This is a genomic window from Roseiflexus sp. (assembly GCF_057785375.1).
In genome coordinates, this window is the sequence record NZ_JBYNRX010000073.1 from 50,861 (window position 1) to 70,636 (window position 19,776).

The following is a 19,776-nucleotide window of genomic DNA, read 5'->3' on the forward strand; positions in this document are numbered from 1 at the left end:
GCCCTTGCAACACCCAGACATCCTCACTCCCGCGGCCGCAGATGCGGAAAGAGGATCACCTCGCGAATGTTCGGCTGATCGGTGAACAGCATGACCGTCCGGTCGATGCCGATGCCTAAGCCGCCGGTTGGCGGCATACCGTACATCAGCGCATTGAGAAAATCGACATCCATCTGTTGCGCTTCATCGTCGCCAGCATCGTAGGCGCGCCCCTGTTCGAGAAAGCGTTGCTCCTGATCGAGCGGATCGTTCAACTCGGTAAAGGCATTCCCGATCTCCATGCCCGCCACCACCGGCTCGAACCGCTCGACCAGCAGCGGTTGATCGGGGCGCCGTTTTGCCAGCGGCGACAGCGCCACCGGATGATCGAGCACGAAGGTCGGCTGGATCAACTCCGGTTGCACATAGACGCTGAACAGTTCATCGACCTGCCGCCCCCAAGCCGGCTTGAAATCGACCTTCAGCCCGGCGGCGCGGATCGCCTCCTGGAGCGGTTCGAGTTCGGTCAGTTCGAGAATGTCGATGCCGGTACGTTCGGCAATCGCCTTGGGAATCGAAACGCGCCGCCACGCGGGACCAAAATCGATGGTCCGCCCCTGAAACTCAATCGTTGTGCTTCCGGCGACTTCCAGTGCGAGTGTACGATACAACTCTTCCACCAGGCGCATCATGTCGTTGTAATCGGCATACGCCTGGTAGCACTCCATCATCGTAAACTCAGGGTTATGCGTCCGATCAACCCCTTCGTTGCGAAAGACCTTGCTAATTTCGTAGACCCGCTCAAAGCCGCCGACAATCAGGCGCTTCAGGTAGAGTTCAACGGCGATGCGCAGATAGAGATCCTGCTTCAACTGATTGTGATGGGTGATGAACGGACGCGCCGACGCACCGCCGTAGATCGGTTGCAGGGTTGGCGTTTCGACCTCAAGAAAACCGCGTTCATCCAGGAAACGCCGCATCGTGCTGATGATCTTCGCACGGGTGCGGAACACGTCGCGCACTTCAGGATTGACGATCAGGTCGAGGTATCGCTGACGGTGGCGTTCCTCGATGTCGGAAAGACCGTGCCACTTTTCCGGCGGCGGGTTGAGCGACTTTGCCAGCACTCCCATATGCGTGACGAACACCGAAGGTTCGCCGCGCTGCGTGCGGTGCAATGTCCCGCTGGCTTCGACAATGTCAAATGTATCGAGATCGTCGCGAAACCGATCAAACCACTCGTCGCCGAGGTCGCCGCGGCTGAGCCAGATCTGGATCTGGCCTGATTCGTCTGCAATATGGGCGAACGCCAGTTTACCGAGCACCCGCCGCGCACCGATGATCCGTCCGGCGACGGTGACCTTTTCGCCGCGTTCCATCAACTGGTCGAAGCCGGCAAGCACAGCCCCGATCGTGTGCGTGCGCTGCGTGCGTGGCGGATAGGCGTCGATGCCGGCGGCGCGCAGCCGTTCCAGCTTGGCAAGCCGCTGCTGCTGTAGTTCATTGAGTTCCATAGCGCCTATGATACGCCATTATGGTTAAAACGCAAATAGATCATAGCCATTCATCAAAACGCGCGCGAATATCACCCTGCCCGGATGACATCCGCGCGCGTTCTTTCCTGGAACTGCCAGTCAGCAATATGATTACTGGATAGTGAGAATAGTGAGTCTCATCACGCCGGAGGGCGTCTCCACCGTGACCTGCTGGCGCGGTCGTTTCCCAAGCAGCGCCGCGCCAATAGGCGACTCGTTCGATATTTTGCCTTCGCTCGGCTTCGCCTCCGTGCTGCCGACAATCGTCCAGGTTTCTTCTTCTTGCTCACCATCGATGCGCACGGTCACGCGCGAGCCAATGCGAACTTCGTGGTTGTCGCCATTCTCTTCATCGATGATCTGTGCCCGGGCGAGAATGCTCTTAATCTCGCGGATGCGACCTTCGAGATGAGCCTGCTGATTTTTGGCATCCTCATATTCGCCGCTTTCCGAGATGTCACCCAATTCCTTTGCAGCGTTGATGCGCTCTGCGATCTCTTTGCGGCCCTTGGTGACAAGCTCTTCCAACTCGGCTTCGAGCCTGGCGCGCCCATCACGAGTGAGGTATGCTGGTCTGTCGCTCATCGTTCTTACCTTTTTCCGACACTTGTTCCCCTATCCGCATGCGTTGCGGTTGTCGCCGCCGTCGTGAAGCGGCATCATGGCGCTGCGGGGCGTTCCCGGTGCGCGTGCGTACCACGACTCAGGAGGACATGACCCGGCAAACCCGACGCGCGTGCGCGCCCGATCACATGGCTGACTGCGCTCCTGGAAGGGGAGACATCAGGGTGTGTGGTCACCTCTGCCGCATCGTGCGCGTAAATGAAACGACTGAGAGCACGCTCTCAGCCTCCCGCTCGGGTCGCCCCGCGCAACGTTATGTATTGCATAACGTTGACGATACTCATTATATGCGATTGCAAACCATTTGTAAAGCCTGTTCCCATGCTATAATGCAGTGCGGAACTCGGAGAGCCTGCGCTGCCCGATGTCTTATCTGACCAACCACGACATTGCTGAGGTGTTCAGCACGATTGCTGACCTGATGGAGATCCTGGACGAGGATCGGTTCCGCGTCCAGGCATATCGGCGCGCCGGTGATGCGATTCGCGATCTGCCGGCGCCACTGGCGACCTACCGCGCCCGCGGCGAACTGGAGCAGATTCCTGGCGTCGGCAAAGCCATCGCCGAAAAAATTGGCGAACTCCTGGATACCGGTGAGTTGCAGTACTACCTCCGGCTCCAGGAAAAGGTTCCGCCCGGCGTGCGCGAGTTACTGCGCGTGCCTGGCGTCGGTCCGCGCACTGCCGGTCGTCTCTACCGCGAACTTGGCATCAGCAGCCTGGCAGAGTTGCGGGCTGCTGCCGAAAGCGGGCGCCTGGCAACGCTCAAGGGGTTCGGCGCTAAAACGATCGAAAGCATTCTGCAAGGCATCCGTGCGGCGGAACGGCAGGAGCGCCGTGTGCTGCTGGCGCATGCGCTCGAAATCGCCGAAACGTTGATCGATGCCCTGCGTGGCGCTGCGCCCGCGCTGTCCCAGGCGGCATATGCCGGCAGCCTGCGCCGGGGCCGCCCCACGGTCGGCGATCTCGACATTCTGGCGGCTGCCGACGATGCCCCGGCCGTTGTGCGCGCCTTTACGACGCTGCCGCTTGTGGCGCGGGTCGAGTCGGCAGGGGACGAAAAAGCCAGCATTCTCCTCCACAACGGCATACAGGCGGACCTGATCGCCGTTCCGCCGGGCATGTGGGGGTCGGCATTGCAACACTTTACGGGTAGCAAGGCACACAATATTCGCTTTCGCGAACTGGCGCTGGCGCGGGGGTTGAGTTTCAGCGAGCATGGCTTCCGGCGCACCGATGGCACGTTGCTAACCTGCGCGACCGAAGAAGAAGTGTACGCTACCGTCGGTCTGCCCTGGATCCCGCCGGAATTGCGCGAGGACGAAGGGGAGTTCGAGGCGGCGCGCGCCGGTATGCTGCCGCGGCTGGTCGAACTCAGCGACATCCGCGCCGATCTGCATATGCACAGCACCTGGAGCGACGGGCGCACCGATATTCGCACAATGGCGGAAGCGGCGCGCGCCCGTGGCTATTCCCATATCGCCATCACCGACCATAGCGCGTATGTCGGGCTGACCCACGGACTGAACGCGGAGCGGCTGCACGCGCAGCGCCACGACATCGAGGCGTTGAATGCGGAATACGGAGCGCGCGGCGTTCCGTTTCGCATCCTGCAAGGCGTCGAGGTCGATATTACTCCTGAAGGAAACCTTGCGCTGCCCGACGATGTGCTGGCAGAACTCGATATTGTGGTCGCTTCGGCGCACGTGCAGTTGCGCCAGTCGCCCGAAGCCGCGACTGAGCGATTGATTCGCGCCGTGCGCAACCCGCACGTCGATATCATCGGTCATCCGGTGGGGCGGATGCTCGGATCGCGTGAAGGTGCGCCGGTCGATATCGATGCCCTGGCACGCGCCGCCGCCGACCATCGTGTGCTGCTGGAAGTCAATAGCGGGCCGCACCGCCTCGACCTGGACGGTCCAGCGGTGCGACGCGCGCTGGCGCTTGGCGCCACTATCACGATCAACAGTGATGCCCACCATCCCGACAATCTGGCGTGGATGCGGTTAGGCGTCGTCACCGCGCGGCGCGGCTGGGCAAGTGCATCACAGGTGGCGAATACCTGGAGTTTCGCGGCGCTTCAGGAGTGGCTGCGTCGACGTTGAGCGTCTGTTGAAGAGCATGGGGAGGAAAGTATGCCATCCGTCTTTTCGCGTATTGTGAGCGGCGAATTGCCATCGGTCAAAGTGTATGAGGACGATGAGACGCTGGCGTTTATGGATATCAATCCCGCCAGTCGGGGGCATACGCTGGTGATCTGCAAGGAAGAGCACCCGGACATTTTCGCCACGCCCCCGCATCTCATTGCAGCAGTGGCGCGGACGGCGCAGAAAGTGGCGCTGGCGATCCGTGGTGCGCTCAATATCGATGGGTTGAACATTGTTCAGAACAACGGCGCCGCTGCAGGACAGGTGGTGTTTCATTACCACGTCCATCTGATACCGCGCTGGGAGGGCGACCGTGTCCTGCGCCCATGGACGCCTAATCCTGCCGAGCCATCCGAACTGCGCGCGATTGCGGAACAGATTCGGGCAGCACTCAAAGATTAGGGGGCGCTATGGCCAACGATAATAATGAGACGCGATCAAATATAACGGAAGAGTTGACCGGCAATGGCGTCAGCGCTCGCCGTCAGGCGTTTTCGGCGCTCATGCTGCTGGTGCTGCTGCTGCTTATCCTGCTCCTGTTTGCTGCCGCCATCGAGCGCACCGACATTATCAACTTTACGTCTACGGCATGGAGCCTGCTTGCCTGAATGGAAGACGATGTTCATACACTTGCTGCTGAGCAGGGGCTCAATCTCGAGGCGCTGCGCGCTGCGCTCGCTGCTCTGCGTATGCACGCAGGCGGTGATGCGTTCTATGTGTTCTGGCTGCCGAGCGGGAGCGTGGCATCTGCCGACGGTCACAAACGTCCCCGCACGCTGCTTGCGTTTCCGTCTCCCGATGCTGCGCTGGGCTTCGCCCAGCGCAACCGTCTTGTGCGCCCGCAAAACGTTCCGCGGCTTCGTCTGCTCTCCCTTGTGCAACTGCTGCGCGCCATGCTGCGCGAACCTTCAATCACTGCCCTTCACCTGGTGTTCGATGCCGAGGACCTGCAATCGTATCCGCCGGGGCATCTTCCGCCTGGATTGCATCTGACCCGCGATGATGTGTTACGCCTGATTGGTGTGCGTTAGCGAGGTCTCACGAACGAAACTCCGGCGGAAACTCGCGCAGATTGAAGTGCGGGTCGAGGCACGCAAGTTCTACCTCGGCTTCGACATAGGTCTGTCCATCGCGCTCGATGCGCTGCTTGAACAATCCCCGGTATGGCGACTGCAAGTTAAATGTGGACACAACTTCGAGGATGTCGCCGAGTTGCGCAGCGCGTTTGAAACGAATGTTCATCGCGTAGACGACAATGTAGTAACCGGACTGATTCCACTCCCAGATTGGTTTGCCAAACCGTTCCACATACTCGCTGCGTCCGCGCTCCATATATTTGAGGTAGTTGGTGTGATACACGACGCCGAGTGCGTCAGTGTCTTCGTAGTAGACTTTACAGGTCAGACGGTGCTCCACAGCCGCTCCTGGCATATCATTCAGGGTTTACGTATCTATGAACGTTGCTATCTGTCTTCTGGGGTATAACCGGTCATCTCGATGTACCCGCTGCCGCCAGCGCTGCCGCTGATGGCGACCGCCCCTTCCCAGTACACGACCGTCACCGGCAACTCCTGGTCTGCCAGCAGCGGCGTCAGGGTGAGGTCAATCGCTGCTGCGGGCACACGCAACCGCCAGCGTGCCGGATAGGTCGCCCCACTGCGCGGGCTTGTCCACTCATCGAGCGGTTCGACCAGCACGTCGTCCACGCTCAGGCGGCGCGCCGCTCCTTCGGCGCTGACCAGCACCCCTTTGCTGTACGGATCGATGCCTCCGTCGCGCAGGCGCAACCGGTAGAACATGAGATCGCGGCCATCGTCCAGGTGCAGCGCGAACCAGTCCCAGCCGACCTGATCCGCTCCGAGCGCACTTGTGCTCCACTCGCGGTCCATCCAGCCCAGGCCGCTCACCTGGTACGTGGTATTGCCAACGCGCACGGCGCCATTGATCGGCATGCGGGTAAAGGAGTAGTAATACGATGCATTGCCTTCATCAGCACTTTTCTGGCTCAAGCCGCGGTCACCCTGCAATACCGGCGGCTTACCGGCTGCCAGCGTCAGGTCGATCGCCACATCCCCTTCGGCGGCGTATACACGCATGGGCAGGCCATCGGGTCCTATTCCTTCGGCAACCCAGTCTTCGAGCCAGACGCGGAACGGCTCAGGCTGTGCGCCTGCCAACCCGGCCGCGCCGCGACTGAAGCGCTCGAAGGCATGGAACGCCCCACTGCTTATATCACTGAGCGCAAAGTGTGCCATGTAGACGCTGTTTGATGCCCACGCGGAAGGGCGCTCCGGGTCGCCGGGCATCAGTCCGGTGCGAAAGATAGTGAACTGGAAACCGAAGCGCCGCCCTTCGGACGACTGAAGATTGCCGGTATAGTACCACCACTCAATGGCATACTCAGGGTGGGGACCGTGGTCGCGTGGGAAAATGAAGGGACGGGGCGCGGTTGCGCGCGCAAAACCGGCGGCGTCGCCGCCTGCCATCGCCTCAGCAACGGCGAGTCGGGCGCGCGGCTCAATAGTTGGCGCAGCCGCGCCGCACGCGGACAACATCATCATAACTGCGACTATCGGCGCCAGGCGCTGCCCGAATGCCAGCCAGCGCCGTATGCGAATAGGGATCGTCATATCTTTGACTTCACTGCAACAAGCAACCACGAAGGTCACAAAGGGGCACAAAGGAAATGCTGTTCATTTTTATTCACCTTCGTGCGCTTCGTGTCCTTCGTGGTTAAGCCTTTTTGCAGTGGACTCATATTTACAAATGCCAGCACCAGACGGTGGCTAACAATGATCGAACCAGATTTAGACCGCTACAGCAAAGTACGACCGATCTCGCGATGCGGATGGCAGACTGTCGATCTACCCGGTGCTGTGCATCAATCGCTCGCGAATAGTCATAACCTCCTGCCGCAGCCGTGCATCGGTAGCGAGTTCCTCGGCGATCTTGTCGCACCCATACATAACCGTCGTATGATCACGCCCGCCGAGCAACTGCCCGATCTCCATGAGGCTGGAGTCGGTTTCCTCGCGAAGCAGGTACATCGCCACGTGACGCGGCGTGACGATATTGCGGCTGCGCCCGCGTCCCTGGAGAGAGCGCAGGTCAACGCTATAGAACGCAGCGACCTCGCGCAGGATGGCATCAGGGGTGACTCGTTTGCGGCGGTTGGTATCGATCAGTTCACTCAACGCCGTCGTTGCCATCTCGACTGTAACCGGGACATTGTGCATCTGCGCATATGCAGTCACCCGATTGAGACACCCTTCAAGCTCACGAATGTGACTTTGAATGCGTTGGGCAAGGAAATCGATCACCGACTGCGGCACCGGAACCGGCGATTGCTCGGCTTTTGCGCGTAGAATAGCCGTGCGGGTCTCGAGGTCGGGCATTTGCACATCGACGATCAACCCCCACTCGAAGCGTGAGCGCAGGCGTTCTTCGAGCGTCAGGATCGCTTTGGGCGACCGATCCGATGAAATGATGATCTGTTTTCCGGCTGAATGCAGCGTGTTGAACGTGTGAAAGAATTCTTCCTGGGTTTGCTCTTTGCCTGCAATGAACTGAATATCATCAATCAGCAGAATATCGATATTCCGATAGCGAATACGGAACTCCTCGGTCTGCTGGCGACGGATGGAGTTAATCAGGTCATTAGTAAAGGTTTCTGAAGAGACATACAACACATTAACTTCTGGATCGCGATCCAGCACAAAATTGCCAATGGCATGCAGGAGGTGCGTTTTCCCCAAACCCACGCCGCCATAGAGAAACAGCGGGTTGTACGCCTGCGCGGGATGCTCCGCCACCGCCATGCATGCCGCATTTGCCAGGCGATTACTCGGACCGACAATGAAGCGGTCGAAAGTGTACCGCGGGTTGAGCATGCTGGATCGCACAGCCTGGTGCAAATCGAGTTGCTGCAGGAATGACCGCGTCCCTTCAGCCCGCTCGGACTCCGGCGTTCCCAGAACAACGCGCACATCGACAGGAAACCCGATGATCGATCCCAACTGCTCACGGAGAGCAGGCAGGCATCGGTTCTCAAGCCCTTCCTTGATAAAAACATTGGGAGCGCGAACGATGGCCACACCGTTATCGATGTCGAGAAGGGTGACGCCGCGCATCCATGTGTTGTACTCGTTACGCGACAGTTGGACCTGAAGCGATCCCAGAGTTGTGTTCCAGACTTTGGTGAGGTTCACAGTAACCTCCCTGATTTTGGCAGACGAAAACTATCTGGAGCGTAGCCATTAGACTCCAGTGCAGCGTTTGTGCAATCAGCGCAACCGGTGCTTCTTTTGGGTGAGGAGCTTCTCGTATGTTTTGCTCGTGCCACCGATCATACTCCATGCCCCGCGACTTTTCAAGCCAAAAGAAGGCTTCCGTCTATTGCACTTCCTTATAGTCTGCACCCTCCGATCATCGGTCGTGATTGTGAGATCGGGCACATGCCCGTTTGCTATGTCGACTAACGGTTTGCAGAGTCGTGGATAACTTTGCGTGCCGAACCAATCCTGCGCGATTGTTATCGCTTGTTTATGAGGAATGAAGTGAGACCTGATGAAGCGACAGTTATCCACGAAATTGTGGATAACTGTCGCAAGAATGTGGAAAAGCGTCTGAATTCTATCACACAATCATAACAATCACGACGCAGGCGCATCTGGCAGATCGAGGGGGGGAAGATCGGCCAGGCTGCTCAGACCGAACTGCCGGAGAAACTCAGCAGTGGTGACATACAGAATCGGTCGTCCCACGGTTTCGAGCCGCCCGCCTTCCGCGATAAGGTCGCGCGACAGGAGCGCGCGGAGCACGCCGCTGCTGTCGACGCCGCGAATGGCTTCGATCTGCGCACGTGTGATCGGTTGGCGATAGGCGATGATGGTCAGCACCTCGAGCGCGGCTGCCGACAGGCGCGACGATGCTGGCGTTCCCAGAAACCGCTCGATGACCGCTGCCGCTTCGGGCGCCGAAACCATCTGAACGCAATCAGCGTGGCGTTGCAGGCGCACGCCCCGCCCGGCGCAGGCTATCGCCAGATCGTCGAGCGCCTGTTCGACCGCATCGGGTGGCAGGTCGAGTACGCGGGCCAGTTCAGTTACGGTCACCGGTTCACCGGCGACGAACAGCAGCGCCTCAATCAGTTGCACCGTTGTGGGTGCCGGCGGCGCAGGGATGTCGAGAAGCAGCGATTGTTCCATATGATATATCCACGGAGGACACGAAGGATCACGAAGGGTTGCACGACTACGCTCAGCCTGCGCCTGTTTGTGCTTCTATGCCTGCGTCCATGCTGCGCCTGGCGCGCTATTATTGTCTTATGACAGGAGTTGCGCGGTCGCCTTACGGACGAGCCGCGTGACGGCTCTTTTTGCCTTCGGCAGAGCGGCGCTTGTCTTCTTTTGTGCACCGCACCGCCTTGATTGGGAGCGCCACGCTGCCGCAGGCTCTGGCGAAACCTGAAAACGCGCCACCGCGTAAGTCCTGTCTTACGAGAGGTACTGGAGTTCCCGCGGAAAGGTTGTCAACGACTCGGCGCCGTCAGCAGTGATGACGACGTCATCTTCGATGCGCACGCCCCCAACACCGCGAAGGTAGATACCCGGTTCGATGGTAAATGTCGCACCGACCGGCAGCGGCGCCCGGCTTCCGGCGACGATGAAGGGCGGCTCGTGCACGTCGAGACCAATACCGTGCCCGGTGCGGTGGATGAAGAACGGTCCGTATCCGCTGCGTTCGATGACCTGGCGCGCCGCTGCGTCGATCGACTCGCCGGTGGCGCCCGGTTGCGCCGCCGCTTCCCGTCCGGCTGCGTTCGCCGCCAGCACCAGCTCGTACACGCGACGCATTTCGTTAGACGGATGACCGACTGCAAATGTGCGGGTAATATCCGACGCATATCCCTGATACACGGCGCCGCCGTCGAAAACAACCATGTCGCCGTCCTGCAACGCACGCTCACCGCTGGTATGGTGCGGGTTCGCGCTGTTCGGTCCGCTGGCGACAGTCGTCTCGAAGGCGGGCTGGCATCCCGCCGCGCGAATGGCGCGTTCCCACAGATCGGCGATGTCGCGTTCGCGCATGCCTGCCCGCACCTGTGCCACAATCTGGCGCAACGTCTCTTCGATGACCTGCACGGCGACGCGCATTGCTTCCAGTTCTGCTGCGTCCTTGACCGTCCGCAGTTCTGCCAGCAGGGGGGTGGCATCGACGAACTGTGCGCCGGGGAGCGCCTGTTCCAGCGCGCGCAGTTCGAACACCCGCATGACGGTATGTTCGATGCCGACGACGCTTCCCTGCCCCAGACCAGTATCACGCACCGCGCGCACCAGTGCGTTTCCCGGGCCCTCATCGTCGCTCCAGGGGTAGTAGCGAAACCCAGCGCCCGCTGTCTCAGCCACGCGTGCATGCTCCAATCCGGGAACCACCAGCGCCGGTTGACCATCTGCTGGCGTCAGCGCCACGGTCAGCCGCAGACCGGCATGCAGCGTCAGGCCGGCAAGATAGCGCAGGTTGCTTCCTGGCACAACCGCCAGCGCGTCGAAACTGTGACGGCGCAGGGCTTCCTGGATTCGCGGGAGGCGTTTGGTCATAAATGCTATCCTCTCTCTCATTGGTGACGCTCACGTCAGGGTGCGGATAACTCTGCGGCGCTGACGTCGCGAGGGTCACTGGCAGGGCGCTTCCCTCCGATGTATCCCGCGGTGACCGTCGCCTTCACCCCAGCAGCCTGGCGGCACTGCCGTCGTCGGGGTCGCTGGAGGGGCGTTTCCCGCGTGACCGTCACCTTCGCCCGCACTACTGACCATCGCTCTCGTGCTGCGGGAAGCGCACCCGGGCAACTGTCCATTCGTCGCCAATGATGAGCGAAAACTCGCCTTGCAGATCGTCCTGCACCAGTGTGCGAATAATATGCAACCCCAAACCGCTGCCGCTGCTCGATGGTTCGGTGGTCGCTACACGGGTTGGACCGTCGTCGCGCACTTCGACAGTGATCATCCCGTCGTTCTGTGTCGTTTCGATAATCACGCACCCACCCTCCGCCGCCAATCCATGGGTCATGGCGTTAACGACCAGTTCATTCAGCACGATGGCCAGCACGGTCGCATCGCGCGACCCGACGCGCGCCTGATCGCCGCGGATTTCGAAGCGGATGGGGCGTTCCGGCGATGACATGCTGAGGCGGGCGCTGTCGGCAATCTGGCGCGCCACGGCATCAACCGTTGTGACTCCGACATCTTCGCGGCAGAGAAGGTTATGGACGCCAGCGATCGCCTGGATGCGCGCCACGCTATCGCGCAGCGCAAGAGCGCCGCGGTCGTTGGGCGTCAGGCGACGCTGCTGCATCGTGAGCAATGCCGAAATCGTTTGCAGGTTGTTGCGCACGCGGTGGTGCATTTCCTGCAGCATCGCCGACTTAACCGCCAGTGCGCGCAGGCTCTCGTCGTACAGGCGGGCATTCTCGATGGCAATCGCCGCCTCATCGGCAAATGTCGAAAGAAGGCGCATATGCTCATAATCAAAATGGCACGCTTCACGTGTGTAGAGGCAGATCGCGCCGATCGTTCGACTTTGCTGGACGCGCAACGGCATGCAGAAGAGCGAGTAGAAGTTCTCGCGCGCGGCGACCTCCGCCAGTTCAGGAAAACGGGAGTCGTTGAAGGCGTTGTGAACAGCCAGCGGGCGCGCTTCACGCACCGCCTGCGCAATGAACCCGGGAGTCTCACCGCGCGGCGAACCGCCATAGGTGGCGGCAAGTTCCAGCCGCCCGTCGTTGCCGACGCGGAAAATGTCGGCGCGCTCGGCGCGCGACAGTTCCACCGCCTTGACAACAATCAGTTTCAGCACCTCTTCGAGATTGAGTTGTTCGGCAATGCTCTTCGAGACCTGCTGCAGCGTCGTCAGTTCGCGCACCTTCTGGTGCAACTGCTCGTCGGTCTGCTGGTAGAGTTGTGCATTGACGATAAAGAACGCCAGTTCGCCCGCGACGGTCTCGACGAAATTGATCTCTTCGGCAGTGAAGTCGCGCGGACCATACGTTTGAACGGTGATCACGCCCTGTAACTTGGCGGCGCCGAGGTGAAACCGTTCAACACTGAAGAGAACGATCGGCACAGCGAGCATCGAACGGTACGGTTCCTCGCCCAGCCCTGGCTCGATGTGGAAGCGCGGCTCGCGGCGCACATCGCGTACAGCAATCGGGCGCCCTTCCCGCGCCGCCCATCCGGTGATACCTTCTCCTAGACGAATGCGCACCTGACCGATAGCGGCGTTATTCAACCCGTGCGTCGCCCGCAGCGTGAGATCGTCGGTGTTCTTGTCGTACAGATAGACGGAACAGACCTCCACACCGATCACTTCCGCAACGGTTTCGACCACCAGTTGCATCGATGTGTCCAGATCGAGGGTGGAGTTGGCGGCGGAGATAATCCGATGGAGACCTTTGAGTTCCGCCATACGGCGCACCAGATGGCTTTCCCATTCACGGGTGCGCTGTTCCTCGCGCGCTGCACCGTATGCCAGCAGCAATTCGGAGAGCGCAACCCCCGGCTCGACGCCGTGCAACTCCGACAGCGCCAACCCAAGTTCCGCCAGCACCTCCGGCTCACCGTCCTGACGATACCAGAGCGCCCCCAACTGGCGCAGCAGCACGCGGCGCTGCTCGTTCGACTGGCTAACTGCCAGTTGATCGATGACTTCTGAGATATTCGGCAGCGATGCTCGCAGTTCCTCCACGAGCATCGGGAGGAAAGAAGTGTGCGCGCTGTGCATACAGACCTGCCATGTGACGAGATTTTTGTGACGCTACACGCATATTATAGCAAACTGCGCTGGTTGAGAAGGGGTTGCATGAAGATTGGACGCTTTCACGTCAAATCGCTGCGCCAATCTTGCATGCTTGTCTCTCCTCTGGTATGATCCTGGCGCACGAAGACGACCATCTTGCATGATGCTCACCGCGCCAGACGCTGCCGTTGCGGCAGTGCATACCGCTCCAGCCACCGTTGCCGCCGATTATCAGCGGTTACTGGCGCTGATCGAAGTCCATGCTCTGCCACGCCGCGCCATTCTGATCCCACGATACGCGCGACGGATGCCATTTCCCGGCGCCGGCGCACCGCCCTGGCAACTGGAGAAGGTTGCGCACCTGTTGCGTGGCGCGGGAGTTGCCTCGATCACTGCGTTGCTGCCCCTTCCCCGCAACGACCGGTACGGGTATGCGTCGATTGCCGCTGCACTCGGCATTGAGGCGCTACGCCGCCCGCTGCCGCTCGACGGCGAGACGCTGGTCGTTGTGCTGGCGCCGTGTCGGATTGACCGGTGCAATGGGCTGTTTGGCGCCATGCATGGCCCGGCGGCAATCTTGCATCCCGCTACAGCGACGCGCAATACGCTCCGTGGCATTCCAGCCCTGGCGCAGGTGCGATGCGTCGGCGCGCCGCTTCTGGCACTAGCGGACGCAACGACGATCAGTGATGGACGTGACACCGAAGCGGAGTACGCCGAGGTGCGCAATGTGCTCCTGGCATCCCGCGATCCTGTGGCGCTCGACGCAACCATTGCCGCGCGGTTCGGTCTCGATCCGCTCCACGAGGTCCCCTGGCTGCGCGAGGCGCACCGGCAGGGATTGGGCGTGGCAAACCCGAACGCGATCACGATCTGTGGCGATAGCGATACGCTGAACGAACCGTGGGGGCTGGCGGCGCCGTCATCCCGCCGGGCAATCCGCTGCTTCCAACGCTGGACGCCGGCGGATGCGACCACCCTGCTGAGCTGGCTGCACCATACCGGCTGGGGGCGGCTGTTCCGCGATTACCAGACGCAGTATGCCGTCCCTGCTTAGAGCCTATCCGGAAAAGATCGTCGGGTAGGCGAAGGCAATGCCTGTGACTGCCCGGCTACAAGGCAAGGTGCAACGACTGTAAACCGCGCAGCGCAAAATTGTCGCGCCATACGACGCGCTCATTTTGTGTGCGCATATGAGGAAATCGGCGTATCAGCGTACTGATCGCCACCTGTCCTTCCAGCCGAGCCAGAGGCGCGCCGAGGCAGTAGTGCGAACCGTGTCCGAACGACAGGTGCCGCACATCGCTGCGTGTCAGGTCGAGCCGACCCGGGTCTTCGTACTGCGCCGGATCGCGGTTTGCCGAACCGATGAAGAGGGTCACCGTCTGCCCTGCCGCGATGTGATGCCCCTGGAACTCAATGTCGGTCAGCGCGCGGCGGCTGGTCATCTGCACCGGACTGTCGTAGCGCAACAGTTCTTCGACAGCTGCTGCGGTCAGTTCCGGATGGTCACGCAGCAGGGCGAACTGATCGGGATGGCGCAGCAGCGCCAGCGTGCCGTTGCCGATCAGGTTCGTGGTTGTTTCATGACCGGCGAGGAGCAGCAGGATGCTGTTGGCAACCAGTTCCTGTTCGCTCAGGCGATCACCGCCATCTTCCGCCTGCGCCAGCGCCGAGAGCAGGTCGTCGCGTGGCGCGCGGCGCCGCTCAGCCACCAGAGCCAGAATGAAGTCGCTCATGTCCAGCACCGCCTGGAGCGCCGCCGGAAGCACCTCGGCTTCAGGGCGGGTTGTGCCGCCGATGAAGGCTGCCAGGCTATCCGACCAGCGACGAAACTGATCGTGCATATCGACAGGCACGCCGAGCATGTGGGCAATGACTGTCACCGGCAACGGGTACGCGAACTCGCCGATCAGTTCGATCTCGCCACGTACTGCGGCAGCGTCGAGCAACTGATCAACAATGCGCTGCACCAGCGGACGGTACGACTCGACAACGCGCGGCGTAAAAGCGCGGTGGACGAGCGTGCGCAGTCGGGTATGATCCGGCGGATCGGTAAAGAGCATCATCTTCGCGCGGGCTTCAAAGAGCGGTGCAAGCCCAGTCGTTGCCAGCCATTGCGGGTCAGCCTGAAACTGTTCGGCGCCCAGGCGCAGATCACGGAGGAGGGTCTGTACGTCTGCGTAACGAAACATCTGCCAGTCGCCCCCCGTCCAACGGATCGGTTGTACGGCGCGCCAGTAGTCATAGATCGGGTAAGGATTGTCGATGGCTGCCGGACTCCAGAGTTCGGGCAGCGGTTCGGTTGGAGCGTGCATAGTCTTCCTCTTGTTATTCCCTTCATCCTGTATATGTATGATACGATACACGAGATGACCATTGTTCCGTTCATTCGGTCATTCGAGGAGGATTGCATGCAGCCGGTCGATCTGGCGCCACACAACCCGTATGGACTGTCGCTGCGCACGCCGGTGATGACCGCTGCCGGTTGTCTGGGGTTTGGCGTCGAATACGAGCGGATGGTGCCTATCGAACGTCTGGGCGCGATTGTCACCGGAAGCGTGTCGTTACGCGGCAGGCGCGCTCTGCCGCTGCTGCGCCTCATTGAAACGCCGGCTGGATTGCTGAGTGTGGGCGCGTGGCGCGATTCCGGGGTGGATCGGGTGCTGCGCGAGTACGTTCCGATATGGGCAGCCTGGAAGACACCGGTCATTTTGAGCGTGGCGGCGGATCATCGCGATGTGGCGACTGCGCTCGAAGGCGTCGAAGGCATTGCCGGCATGGAACTCATCTTCGACGACGAGTGGAGTTCTGCTGCAAGAGTCGTTGCAGCGGTGCGCGCTGTGACTCTGCTGCCGCTGCTGGTCAAACTGCCCTTACACGAACGCCTGATAGCCACAGCGCGCGCTGTGATCGATGCCGGCGCCGACGCAGTGACGATTGCCACGCCGCCAACCGGCTGCGCCCCCGATCCGCATACCGGCGCATTACTGCATGGCCGGCTCTCAGGTCCTGCCATCCGTCCACTGGTGCTGGAAGCCGTCACCAGGGTGTGCGCCATGCTGCCGGCGCCAGTTGTGGCGTGTGGCGGGATCGCAACGGCTGCTGATGCACACTCCTTTCTGAGGGCAGGCGCGACTGCGGTGCAGGTAGGATCGGCGCTGCTCGCCGATCCGTGGGCAGCAGTGCATATCGCGGATGCCCTGGAGAATACCTCATGACCAGACCTCACTAGCGGGTGCGGTCAGGCGCGCACGTGCCCATCGCCTTCCACCACCCATTTGTAGGACGTCAGTTCACGCAGTGCCATCGGTCCGCGTGCATGGAGTTTCTGCGTGCTGATCGCAATCTCGGCGCCCAATCCCAGTTGCCCGCCATCGTTGAAGCGCGTCGAAGCGTTGACGAACACCGCCGACGAGTCGACCGCCTGCACGAACGCTTCTGCCGTTGCCGGGTCGCGGGTGATAATGGCGTCGGAATGGTCACCGAAGCGCGCAATATGCTCCAGCGCCTCGTCCAACCCGGTGACAACGCGAACGGAGAGGATCAGCGCCATGAACTCCACGCCAAAATCGCTCTCCTGCGCAGGAACGATCTGTGGGGTGTCGAAACCCGCCGTGCGCAGGATAGCCAGCGCTTCCTCATCGACGCGCAGTTCAACGTTGCTGGCAAGCAGATCGCGGGCAACCGCAGGCAACGCCTCAGCCGCAACAGCGCGGTGCACGAGCAGCGTGTCGAGCGCATTGCAGACGCTCGGACGCTGCACTTTTGCATTATGGACAATCGGAACGACCATGTCCAGGTCAGCCGCCTGATCGACGTAGATATGGCACACACCAATGCCGCCGGTGATCACCGGAATGGTCGCCTTCTCGCGGCAGAAGCGGTGCAGCCCGGCGCCGCCGCGCGGAATAATCACATCGACGTAACGATCAAGGCGCAACAACTGCTCGACCAGCGCGCGGTCCGGGTTGTCGATCACCTGAATAGCATCGGCGGGAAGCCCGGTTTGCGTAATGGCGTTCTGGATCAGGCGTGTCAACGCTGCGCACGAACGGGTAATTTCCTTGCCGCCGCGCAGGATTGCCGCATTGCCGGATTTCAGGCAGAGCGCGGCGACATCGACTGTCACGTTCGGGCGCGCTTCGTAAATAACCCCAACGACACCGAGCGGCACGCGACGTTTGTGCACCCGCAGTCCATTCTCCAGCACCGTCGCATCGAAGCGTTCACCCACCGGATCGGGCAGATGCGCGACGGCGCGGGTATCGGAGGCAATCGCCGCCAGGCGCTGCGGCGTCAGCGTCATCCGGTCGATCAGCGCCGGCGACAAACCGGCATCGCGTCCGGCAGCAACATCAGCGGCGTTGGCAGCCAGCACCTCAGCCACATTCGTCTCATCGAGCAGCGCGAACGCAATGGCTTCGAGCGCCGCGTTCTTGCGCTCGGTTGGCATCAGCGCCAGGCGCCGTCCGGCAGCGCGAGCGCGAGCGCCAATCTCTTCGAGGTTTGCCATAGGTCACTCCTGCAAAACACGCAGCAGAATAAACCCTGCACCGCCGTCGTTGCGCAGCGCGCCAGGCGCCGCCTATCGCACGCGAAGCGCAGCCAACACAGACGCCTGTTGCGCAGGGAGATTGCTGCTACAGTAACACCATATCATCACGATGCACAACTTCGGGACCATAATCGAAGCCGAGCGTTTCAGCAATCTGTGACGATTGCAGCCCGCGAATGCGTCGGAGATCGGCTGCTGCGTACTGCGTCATGCCGCGCGCAATTTCCCGTCCATCGGCCGCATAGATGCGAATGGTCTGCCCTCTGGCAAAATCGCCGTCAACGGCAACCACGCCGGCAGGGAGAAGACTCTTGCCCCCCTTGATCAAAGCGCGCACCGCGCCTTCATCGACGACGACGCGGCTATGGCGGACGGTTTCCGCCAGAATCCAGCGTTTCCGGCTCTCGACCTTCGTCGCCTGCGCCGGGAAGCGCGTGCCGATCGCCTCACCCGCCACAACACGCGCAATAATGTCGCGTTCAGCACCGCTGGCAATCACCACATCGGCGCCACTGCGCGTCGCAAGGTCCGCTGCCTGGATTTTGGTCAGCATGCCGCCGGTGCCGCGGATATTGCTCCCGCCGGCAATCGCATAGATGTGGTCGGTAATGTCGGGTACGACAGCAATGCGCGTTGCAGACGGATCGCGACGCGGGTCGGTAGTGTAGAGGCCATCGATATCGGTCAGGATCAGCAGCAGATCGGCATCGACCAGGTTGGCGACCAGGGCTGATAGATTGTCATTGTCGCCAACGCGGATCTCACTAACGGCGACCACGTCATTTTCGTTGACGATCGGCAGCACATTGTGCATCAGGCAGGCGAGCAACGTATTGCGCGCATTCAGGTACCGATTCCGGTCTGCCAGATCGCCGCGGGTCAGGAGCGTCTGCGCCACGGTAATGCCGTAGAGTTCGAAGATCTGCTCATACAGATGCATCAGGCGGCTCTGCCCGACCGCTGCGAGCATCTGTTTGAGCGGAATATCGCGTCGTCGCGCCGGGAAGTTCAGGCGCTCACGCCCCACCGCAATGGCGCCTGAAGTCACCAGCACGATCTCGACCCCCTGACTGCGCACAGCAGCAATCTGCTGCACCAGCGACACGAGCGTAGGGCGATGCACCTTATCACTGCCGGCGGTGAGAACATTAGTGCCAACTTTGACAACAATCCGGCTGGGATGAGTCATACATTCAGGCGCGAGGCATCAGGCTTCGGGCGACATCGGGCGCGAGGCATCAGGCAAAGGGCGAGAGAGCAGAGGCAAAAGGTTGCAGGTTGCACAAAGCAGGTAGAAATTACGGGTTAAAGGCAGGCAGCAGGAGACTGAACCTCCCAACCCCTAACCCTAACCCTTAACCTAACCCCTCACCCCTCACCTACGGCGCCAGACGATACCCGACTCCCCATTCCGTCAGCAGCAATTTCGGTTCGCGCGGATCCTGTTCAATTTTGCGGCGCAGGTGCCAGATATACACCTTGAGGTAGTCGTTATCCTTAGTGTACTCGTGCCCCCACACCCCACGCAGGAGCGTTTCGTGATCGAGCACAGCGCCGGCGTGCTCGGCAAGCAGGAGAAGCAGATCGTACTCAGTTGGCGTCAGATCGATCGGCTCACCGCGCACCAGCACCTCACGCTTTTGCTCGTCGATCATAATTTCGCCGCCGCCGGCGACGATCGGGCGATTAGGAGAGGGCACCCGACGCAGCAACGCTCGAATGCGAGCCGTCAGCTCATCCATGTTGAACGGCTTGGTCAGATAGTCATCGGCGCCGCTTTCCAGGCCGGTGACGATATCCTTGCTCTGCGTGCGCGCCGTCAGCATCAGCACCGGTATCTGCGAGAACTCGCGCAACCGCCGGCAGACCTCCCATCCGTCCATTTCCGGCATCATCACATCAAGGATCATCAGATCGGGATGCTGATCGCGCACCATCTGCAAACCCTGAGCGCCGCTCTCAGCCTCAATCACGCTGAACCCCTCGTGCTCGAGGTTGATGCGCACCAGATCGCGCAGACCAGGCTCATCATCCACGATCAAGATTCGACGCTGCTCATTCCCCTGCATGTCCTCACCCTTGCCTCTCGCGCCACACCGGCGCCAGTACACGCGGATTGATTTGGAAACCTGCACAGAGCC

General features: G+C 61.0%; 18 protein-coding genes. 6 read left to right on the forward strand and 12 right to left on the reverse strand.

Going from position 1 to position 19,776, the window contains the following annotated elements; all coding sequences use genetic code 11:
• Window positions 1-23: 23 nt before the first annotated feature.
• Both lysS and greA read right to left on the reverse strand, forming a co-directional pair.
• Entirely contained in the window at window positions 24-1,493 is a 1,470-nt protein-coding gene (gene lysS, locus AC3EA7_RS12800) for a lysine--tRNA ligase (RefSeq protein ID WP_488614448.1), read from the reverse strand.
• 132 nt (window positions 1,494-1,625) lie between these two features.
• Window positions 1,626-2,099, reverse strand: a complete 474-nt coding sequence (greA, locus tag AC3EA7_RS12805; protein WP_488614449.1) for a transcription elongation factor GreA — start codon at window positions 2,097-2,099, stop codon at window positions 1,626-1,628.
• A gap of 403 nt (window positions 2,100-2,502) precedes the next feature.
• Between greA and polX the strand changes: the two genes are divergently transcribed.
• From polX to AC3EA7_RS12825, 4 genes are read left to right on the forward strand one after another with little or no spacing between them, the layout of a single operon-like run.
• Complete coding sequence (gene polX, locus AC3EA7_RS12810) at window positions 2,503-4,242, forward strand: DNA polymerase/3'-5' exonuclease PolX (RefSeq protein WP_488614450.1); 1,740 nt, start codon at window positions 2,503-2,505, stop codon at window positions 4,240-4,242.
• A 30-nt stretch (window positions 4,243-4,272) separates the two neighbouring features.
• Window positions 4,273-4,686, forward strand: coding sequence for an HIT family protein (locus AC3EA7_RS12815; protein ID WP_488614451.1), 414 nt, complete (start codon window positions 4,273-4,275; stop codon window positions 4,684-4,686).
• 8 nt (window positions 4,687-4,694) lie between these two features.
• Window positions 4,695-4,892, forward strand: coding sequence for a hypothetical protein (locus tag AC3EA7_RS12820; RefSeq protein ID WP_488614452.1), 198 nt, complete (start codon window positions 4,695-4,697; stop codon window positions 4,890-4,892).
• Complete coding sequence (locus AC3EA7_RS12825; protein ID WP_488614453.1) at window positions 4,893-5,315, forward strand: hypothetical protein; 423 nt, start codon at window positions 4,893-4,895, stop codon at window positions 5,313-5,315. It begins immediately after the preceding gene.
• Window positions 5,316-5,322: 7 nt separating this feature from the next.
• On the opposite strand, the gene AC3EA7_RS12830 is transcribed toward AC3EA7_RS12825, so the two are convergent.
• The 6 genes from AC3EA7_RS12830 to AC3EA7_RS12855 form a co-directional block, all read right to left on the reverse strand.
• Window positions 5,323-5,700 (reverse strand): YbgC/FadM family acyl-CoA thioesterase, encoded by a 378-nt coding sequence (locus tag AC3EA7_RS12830; protein WP_488614454.1) that lies wholly within the window; start codon window positions 5,698-5,700, stop codon window positions 5,323-5,325.
• 47 nt (window positions 5,701-5,747) lie between these two features.
• Window positions 5,748-6,914 carry a lipocalin-like domain-containing protein gene (locus tag AC3EA7_RS12835; protein WP_488614455.1) on the reverse strand — a complete coding sequence of 389 codons (1,167 nt, stop codon included), beginning with the start codon at window positions 6,912-6,914 and terminating at the stop codon, window positions 5,748-5,750.
• Between the two features lie 234 nt (window positions 6,915-7,148).
• Window positions 7,149-8,492, reverse strand: a complete 1,344-nt coding sequence (gene dnaA, locus AC3EA7_RS12840; RefSeq protein ID WP_488614456.1) for a chromosomal replication initiator protein DnaA — start codon at window positions 8,490-8,492, stop codon at window positions 7,149-7,151.
• Between the two features lie 444 nt (window positions 8,493-8,936).
• Window positions 8,937-9,491 carry an SMC-Scp complex subunit ScpB gene (gene scpB / locus AC3EA7_RS12845; protein WP_488614457.1) on the reverse strand — a complete coding sequence of 185 codons (555 nt, stop codon included), beginning with the start codon at window positions 9,489-9,491 and terminating at the stop codon, window positions 8,937-8,939.
• 288 nt (window positions 9,492-9,779) lie between these two features.
• The gene (locus tag AC3EA7_RS12850) at window positions 9,780-10,883 is read right to left on the reverse strand and encodes a M24 family metallopeptidase (RefSeq protein WP_488614458.1); all 1,104 of its coding nucleotides are present in this window, start codon (window positions 10,881-10,883) and stop codon (window positions 9,780-9,782) included.
• Between the two features lie 205 nt (window positions 10,884-11,088).
• Entirely contained in the window at window positions 11,089-13,062 is a 1,974-nt protein-coding gene (locus AC3EA7_RS12855) for a GAF domain-containing protein (RefSeq protein WP_488614459.1), read from the reverse strand.
• Window positions 13,063-13,237: 175 nt separating this feature from the next.
• Here AC3EA7_RS12855 and AC3EA7_RS12860 point away from each other — a divergent pair, with 175 nt between their 5' ends.
• Entirely contained in the window at window positions 13,238-14,134 is an 897-nt protein-coding gene (locus tag AC3EA7_RS12860) for a hypothetical protein (RefSeq protein WP_488614460.1), read from the forward strand.
• A 55-nt stretch (window positions 14,135-14,189) separates the two neighbouring features.
• Here AC3EA7_RS12860 and AC3EA7_RS12865 read toward each other — a convergent pair whose 3' ends face one another.
• On the reverse strand, window positions 14,190-15,395 hold the full coding sequence (locus AC3EA7_RS12865; RefSeq protein WP_488614461.1) for a cytochrome P450: 1,206 nt from the start codon (window positions 15,393-15,395) through the stop codon (window positions 14,190-14,192).
• Window positions 15,396-15,449: 54 nt separating this feature from the next.
• Between AC3EA7_RS12865 and AC3EA7_RS12870 the strand changes: the two genes are divergently transcribed.
• Window positions 15,450-16,298: a nitronate monooxygenase gene (locus AC3EA7_RS12870; RefSeq protein WP_488614462.1), complete on the forward strand. Its 849-nt coding sequence runs from the start codon at window positions 15,450-15,452 to the stop codon at window positions 16,296-16,298.
• 23 nt (window positions 16,299-16,321) lie between these two features.
• On the opposite strand, the gene AC3EA7_RS12875 is transcribed toward AC3EA7_RS12870, so the two are convergent.
• The 3 genes from AC3EA7_RS12875 to AC3EA7_RS12885 form a co-directional block, all read right to left on the reverse strand.
• Window positions 16,322-17,593, reverse strand: a complete 1,272-nt coding sequence (locus tag AC3EA7_RS12875; RefSeq protein WP_488614463.1) for a glutamate-5-semialdehyde dehydrogenase — start codon at window positions 17,591-17,593, stop codon at window positions 16,322-16,324.
• Between the two features lie 127 nt (window positions 17,594-17,720).
• Window positions 17,721-18,824: a glutamate 5-kinase gene (proB, locus tag AC3EA7_RS12880; protein ID WP_488614464.1), complete on the reverse strand. Its 1,104-nt coding sequence runs from the start codon at window positions 18,822-18,824 to the stop codon at window positions 17,721-17,723.
• 190 nt (window positions 18,825-19,014) lie between these two features.
• Window positions 19,015-19,704, reverse strand: a complete 690-nt coding sequence (locus AC3EA7_RS12885) for a response regulator transcription factor (RefSeq protein ID WP_488614465.1) — start codon at window positions 19,702-19,704, stop codon at window positions 19,015-19,017.
• Window positions 19,705-19,776: the final 72 nt, after the last annotated feature.

Excerpts from the sequence above, each read along its gene's own strand:
- AC3EA7_RS12850 (WP_488614458.1), bottom strand. The coding sequence starts at position 10,883 with ATGACCAAACGCCTCCCGCGAATCCAGGAAGCCCTGCGCCGTCACAGT.
- AC3EA7_RS12815 (WP_488614451.1), top strand. The coding sequence starts at position 4,273 with ATGCCATCCGTCTTTTCGCGTATTGTGAGCGGCGAATTGCCATCGGTC.
- AC3EA7_RS12885 (WP_488614465.1), bottom strand. The coding sequence starts at position 19,704 with ATGCAGGGGAATGAGCAGCGTCGAATCTTGATCGTGGATGATGAGCCT.
- scpB (WP_488614457.1), bottom strand. The coding sequence starts at position 9,491 with ATGGAACAATCGCTGCTTCTCGACATCCCTGCGCCGCCGGCACCCACA.
- proB (WP_488614464.1), bottom strand. The coding sequence starts at position 18,824 with ATGACTCATCCCAGCCGGATTGTTGTCAAAGTTGGCACTAATGTTCTC.
- greA (WP_488614449.1), bottom strand. The coding sequence starts at position 2,099 with ATGAGCGACAGACCAGCATACCTCACTCGTGATGGGCGCGCCAGGCTC.
- AC3EA7_RS12820 (WP_488614452.1), top strand. The coding sequence starts at position 4,695 with ATGGCCAACGATAATAATGAGACGCGATCAAATATAACGGAAGAGTTG.
- lysS (WP_488614448.1), bottom strand. The coding sequence starts at position 1,493 with ATGGAACTCAATGAACTACAGCAGCAGCGGCTTGCCAAGCTGGAACGG.
- AC3EA7_RS12860 (WP_488614460.1), top strand. The coding sequence starts at position 13,238 with ATGATGCTCACCGCGCCAGACGCTGCCGTTGCGGCAGTGCATACCGCT.
- AC3EA7_RS12855 (WP_488614459.1), bottom strand. The coding sequence starts at position 13,062 with ATGCACAGCGCGCACACTTCTTTCCTCCCGATGCTCGTGGAGGAACTG.
- AC3EA7_RS12825 (WP_488614453.1), top strand. The coding sequence starts at position 4,893 with ATGGAAGACGATGTTCATACACTTGCTGCTGAGCAGGGGCTCAATCTC.
- AC3EA7_RS12875 (WP_488614463.1), bottom strand. The coding sequence starts at position 17,593 with ATGGCAAACCTCGAAGAGATTGGCGCTCGCGCTCGCGCTGCCGGACGG.
- AC3EA7_RS12870 (WP_488614462.1), top strand. The coding sequence starts at position 15,450 with ATGACCATTGTTCCGTTCATTCGGTCATTCGAGGAGGATTGCATGCAG.
- polX (WP_488614450.1), top strand. The coding sequence starts at position 2,503 with ATGTCTTATCTGACCAACCACGACATTGCTGAGGTGTTCAGCACGATT.
- AC3EA7_RS12835 (WP_488614455.1), bottom strand. The coding sequence starts at position 6,914 with ATGACGATCCCTATTCGCATACGGCGCTGGCTGGCATTCGGGCAGCGC.
- AC3EA7_RS12865 (WP_488614461.1), bottom strand. The coding sequence starts at position 15,395 with ATGCACGCTCCAACCGAACCGCTGCCCGAACTCTGGAGTCCGGCAGCC.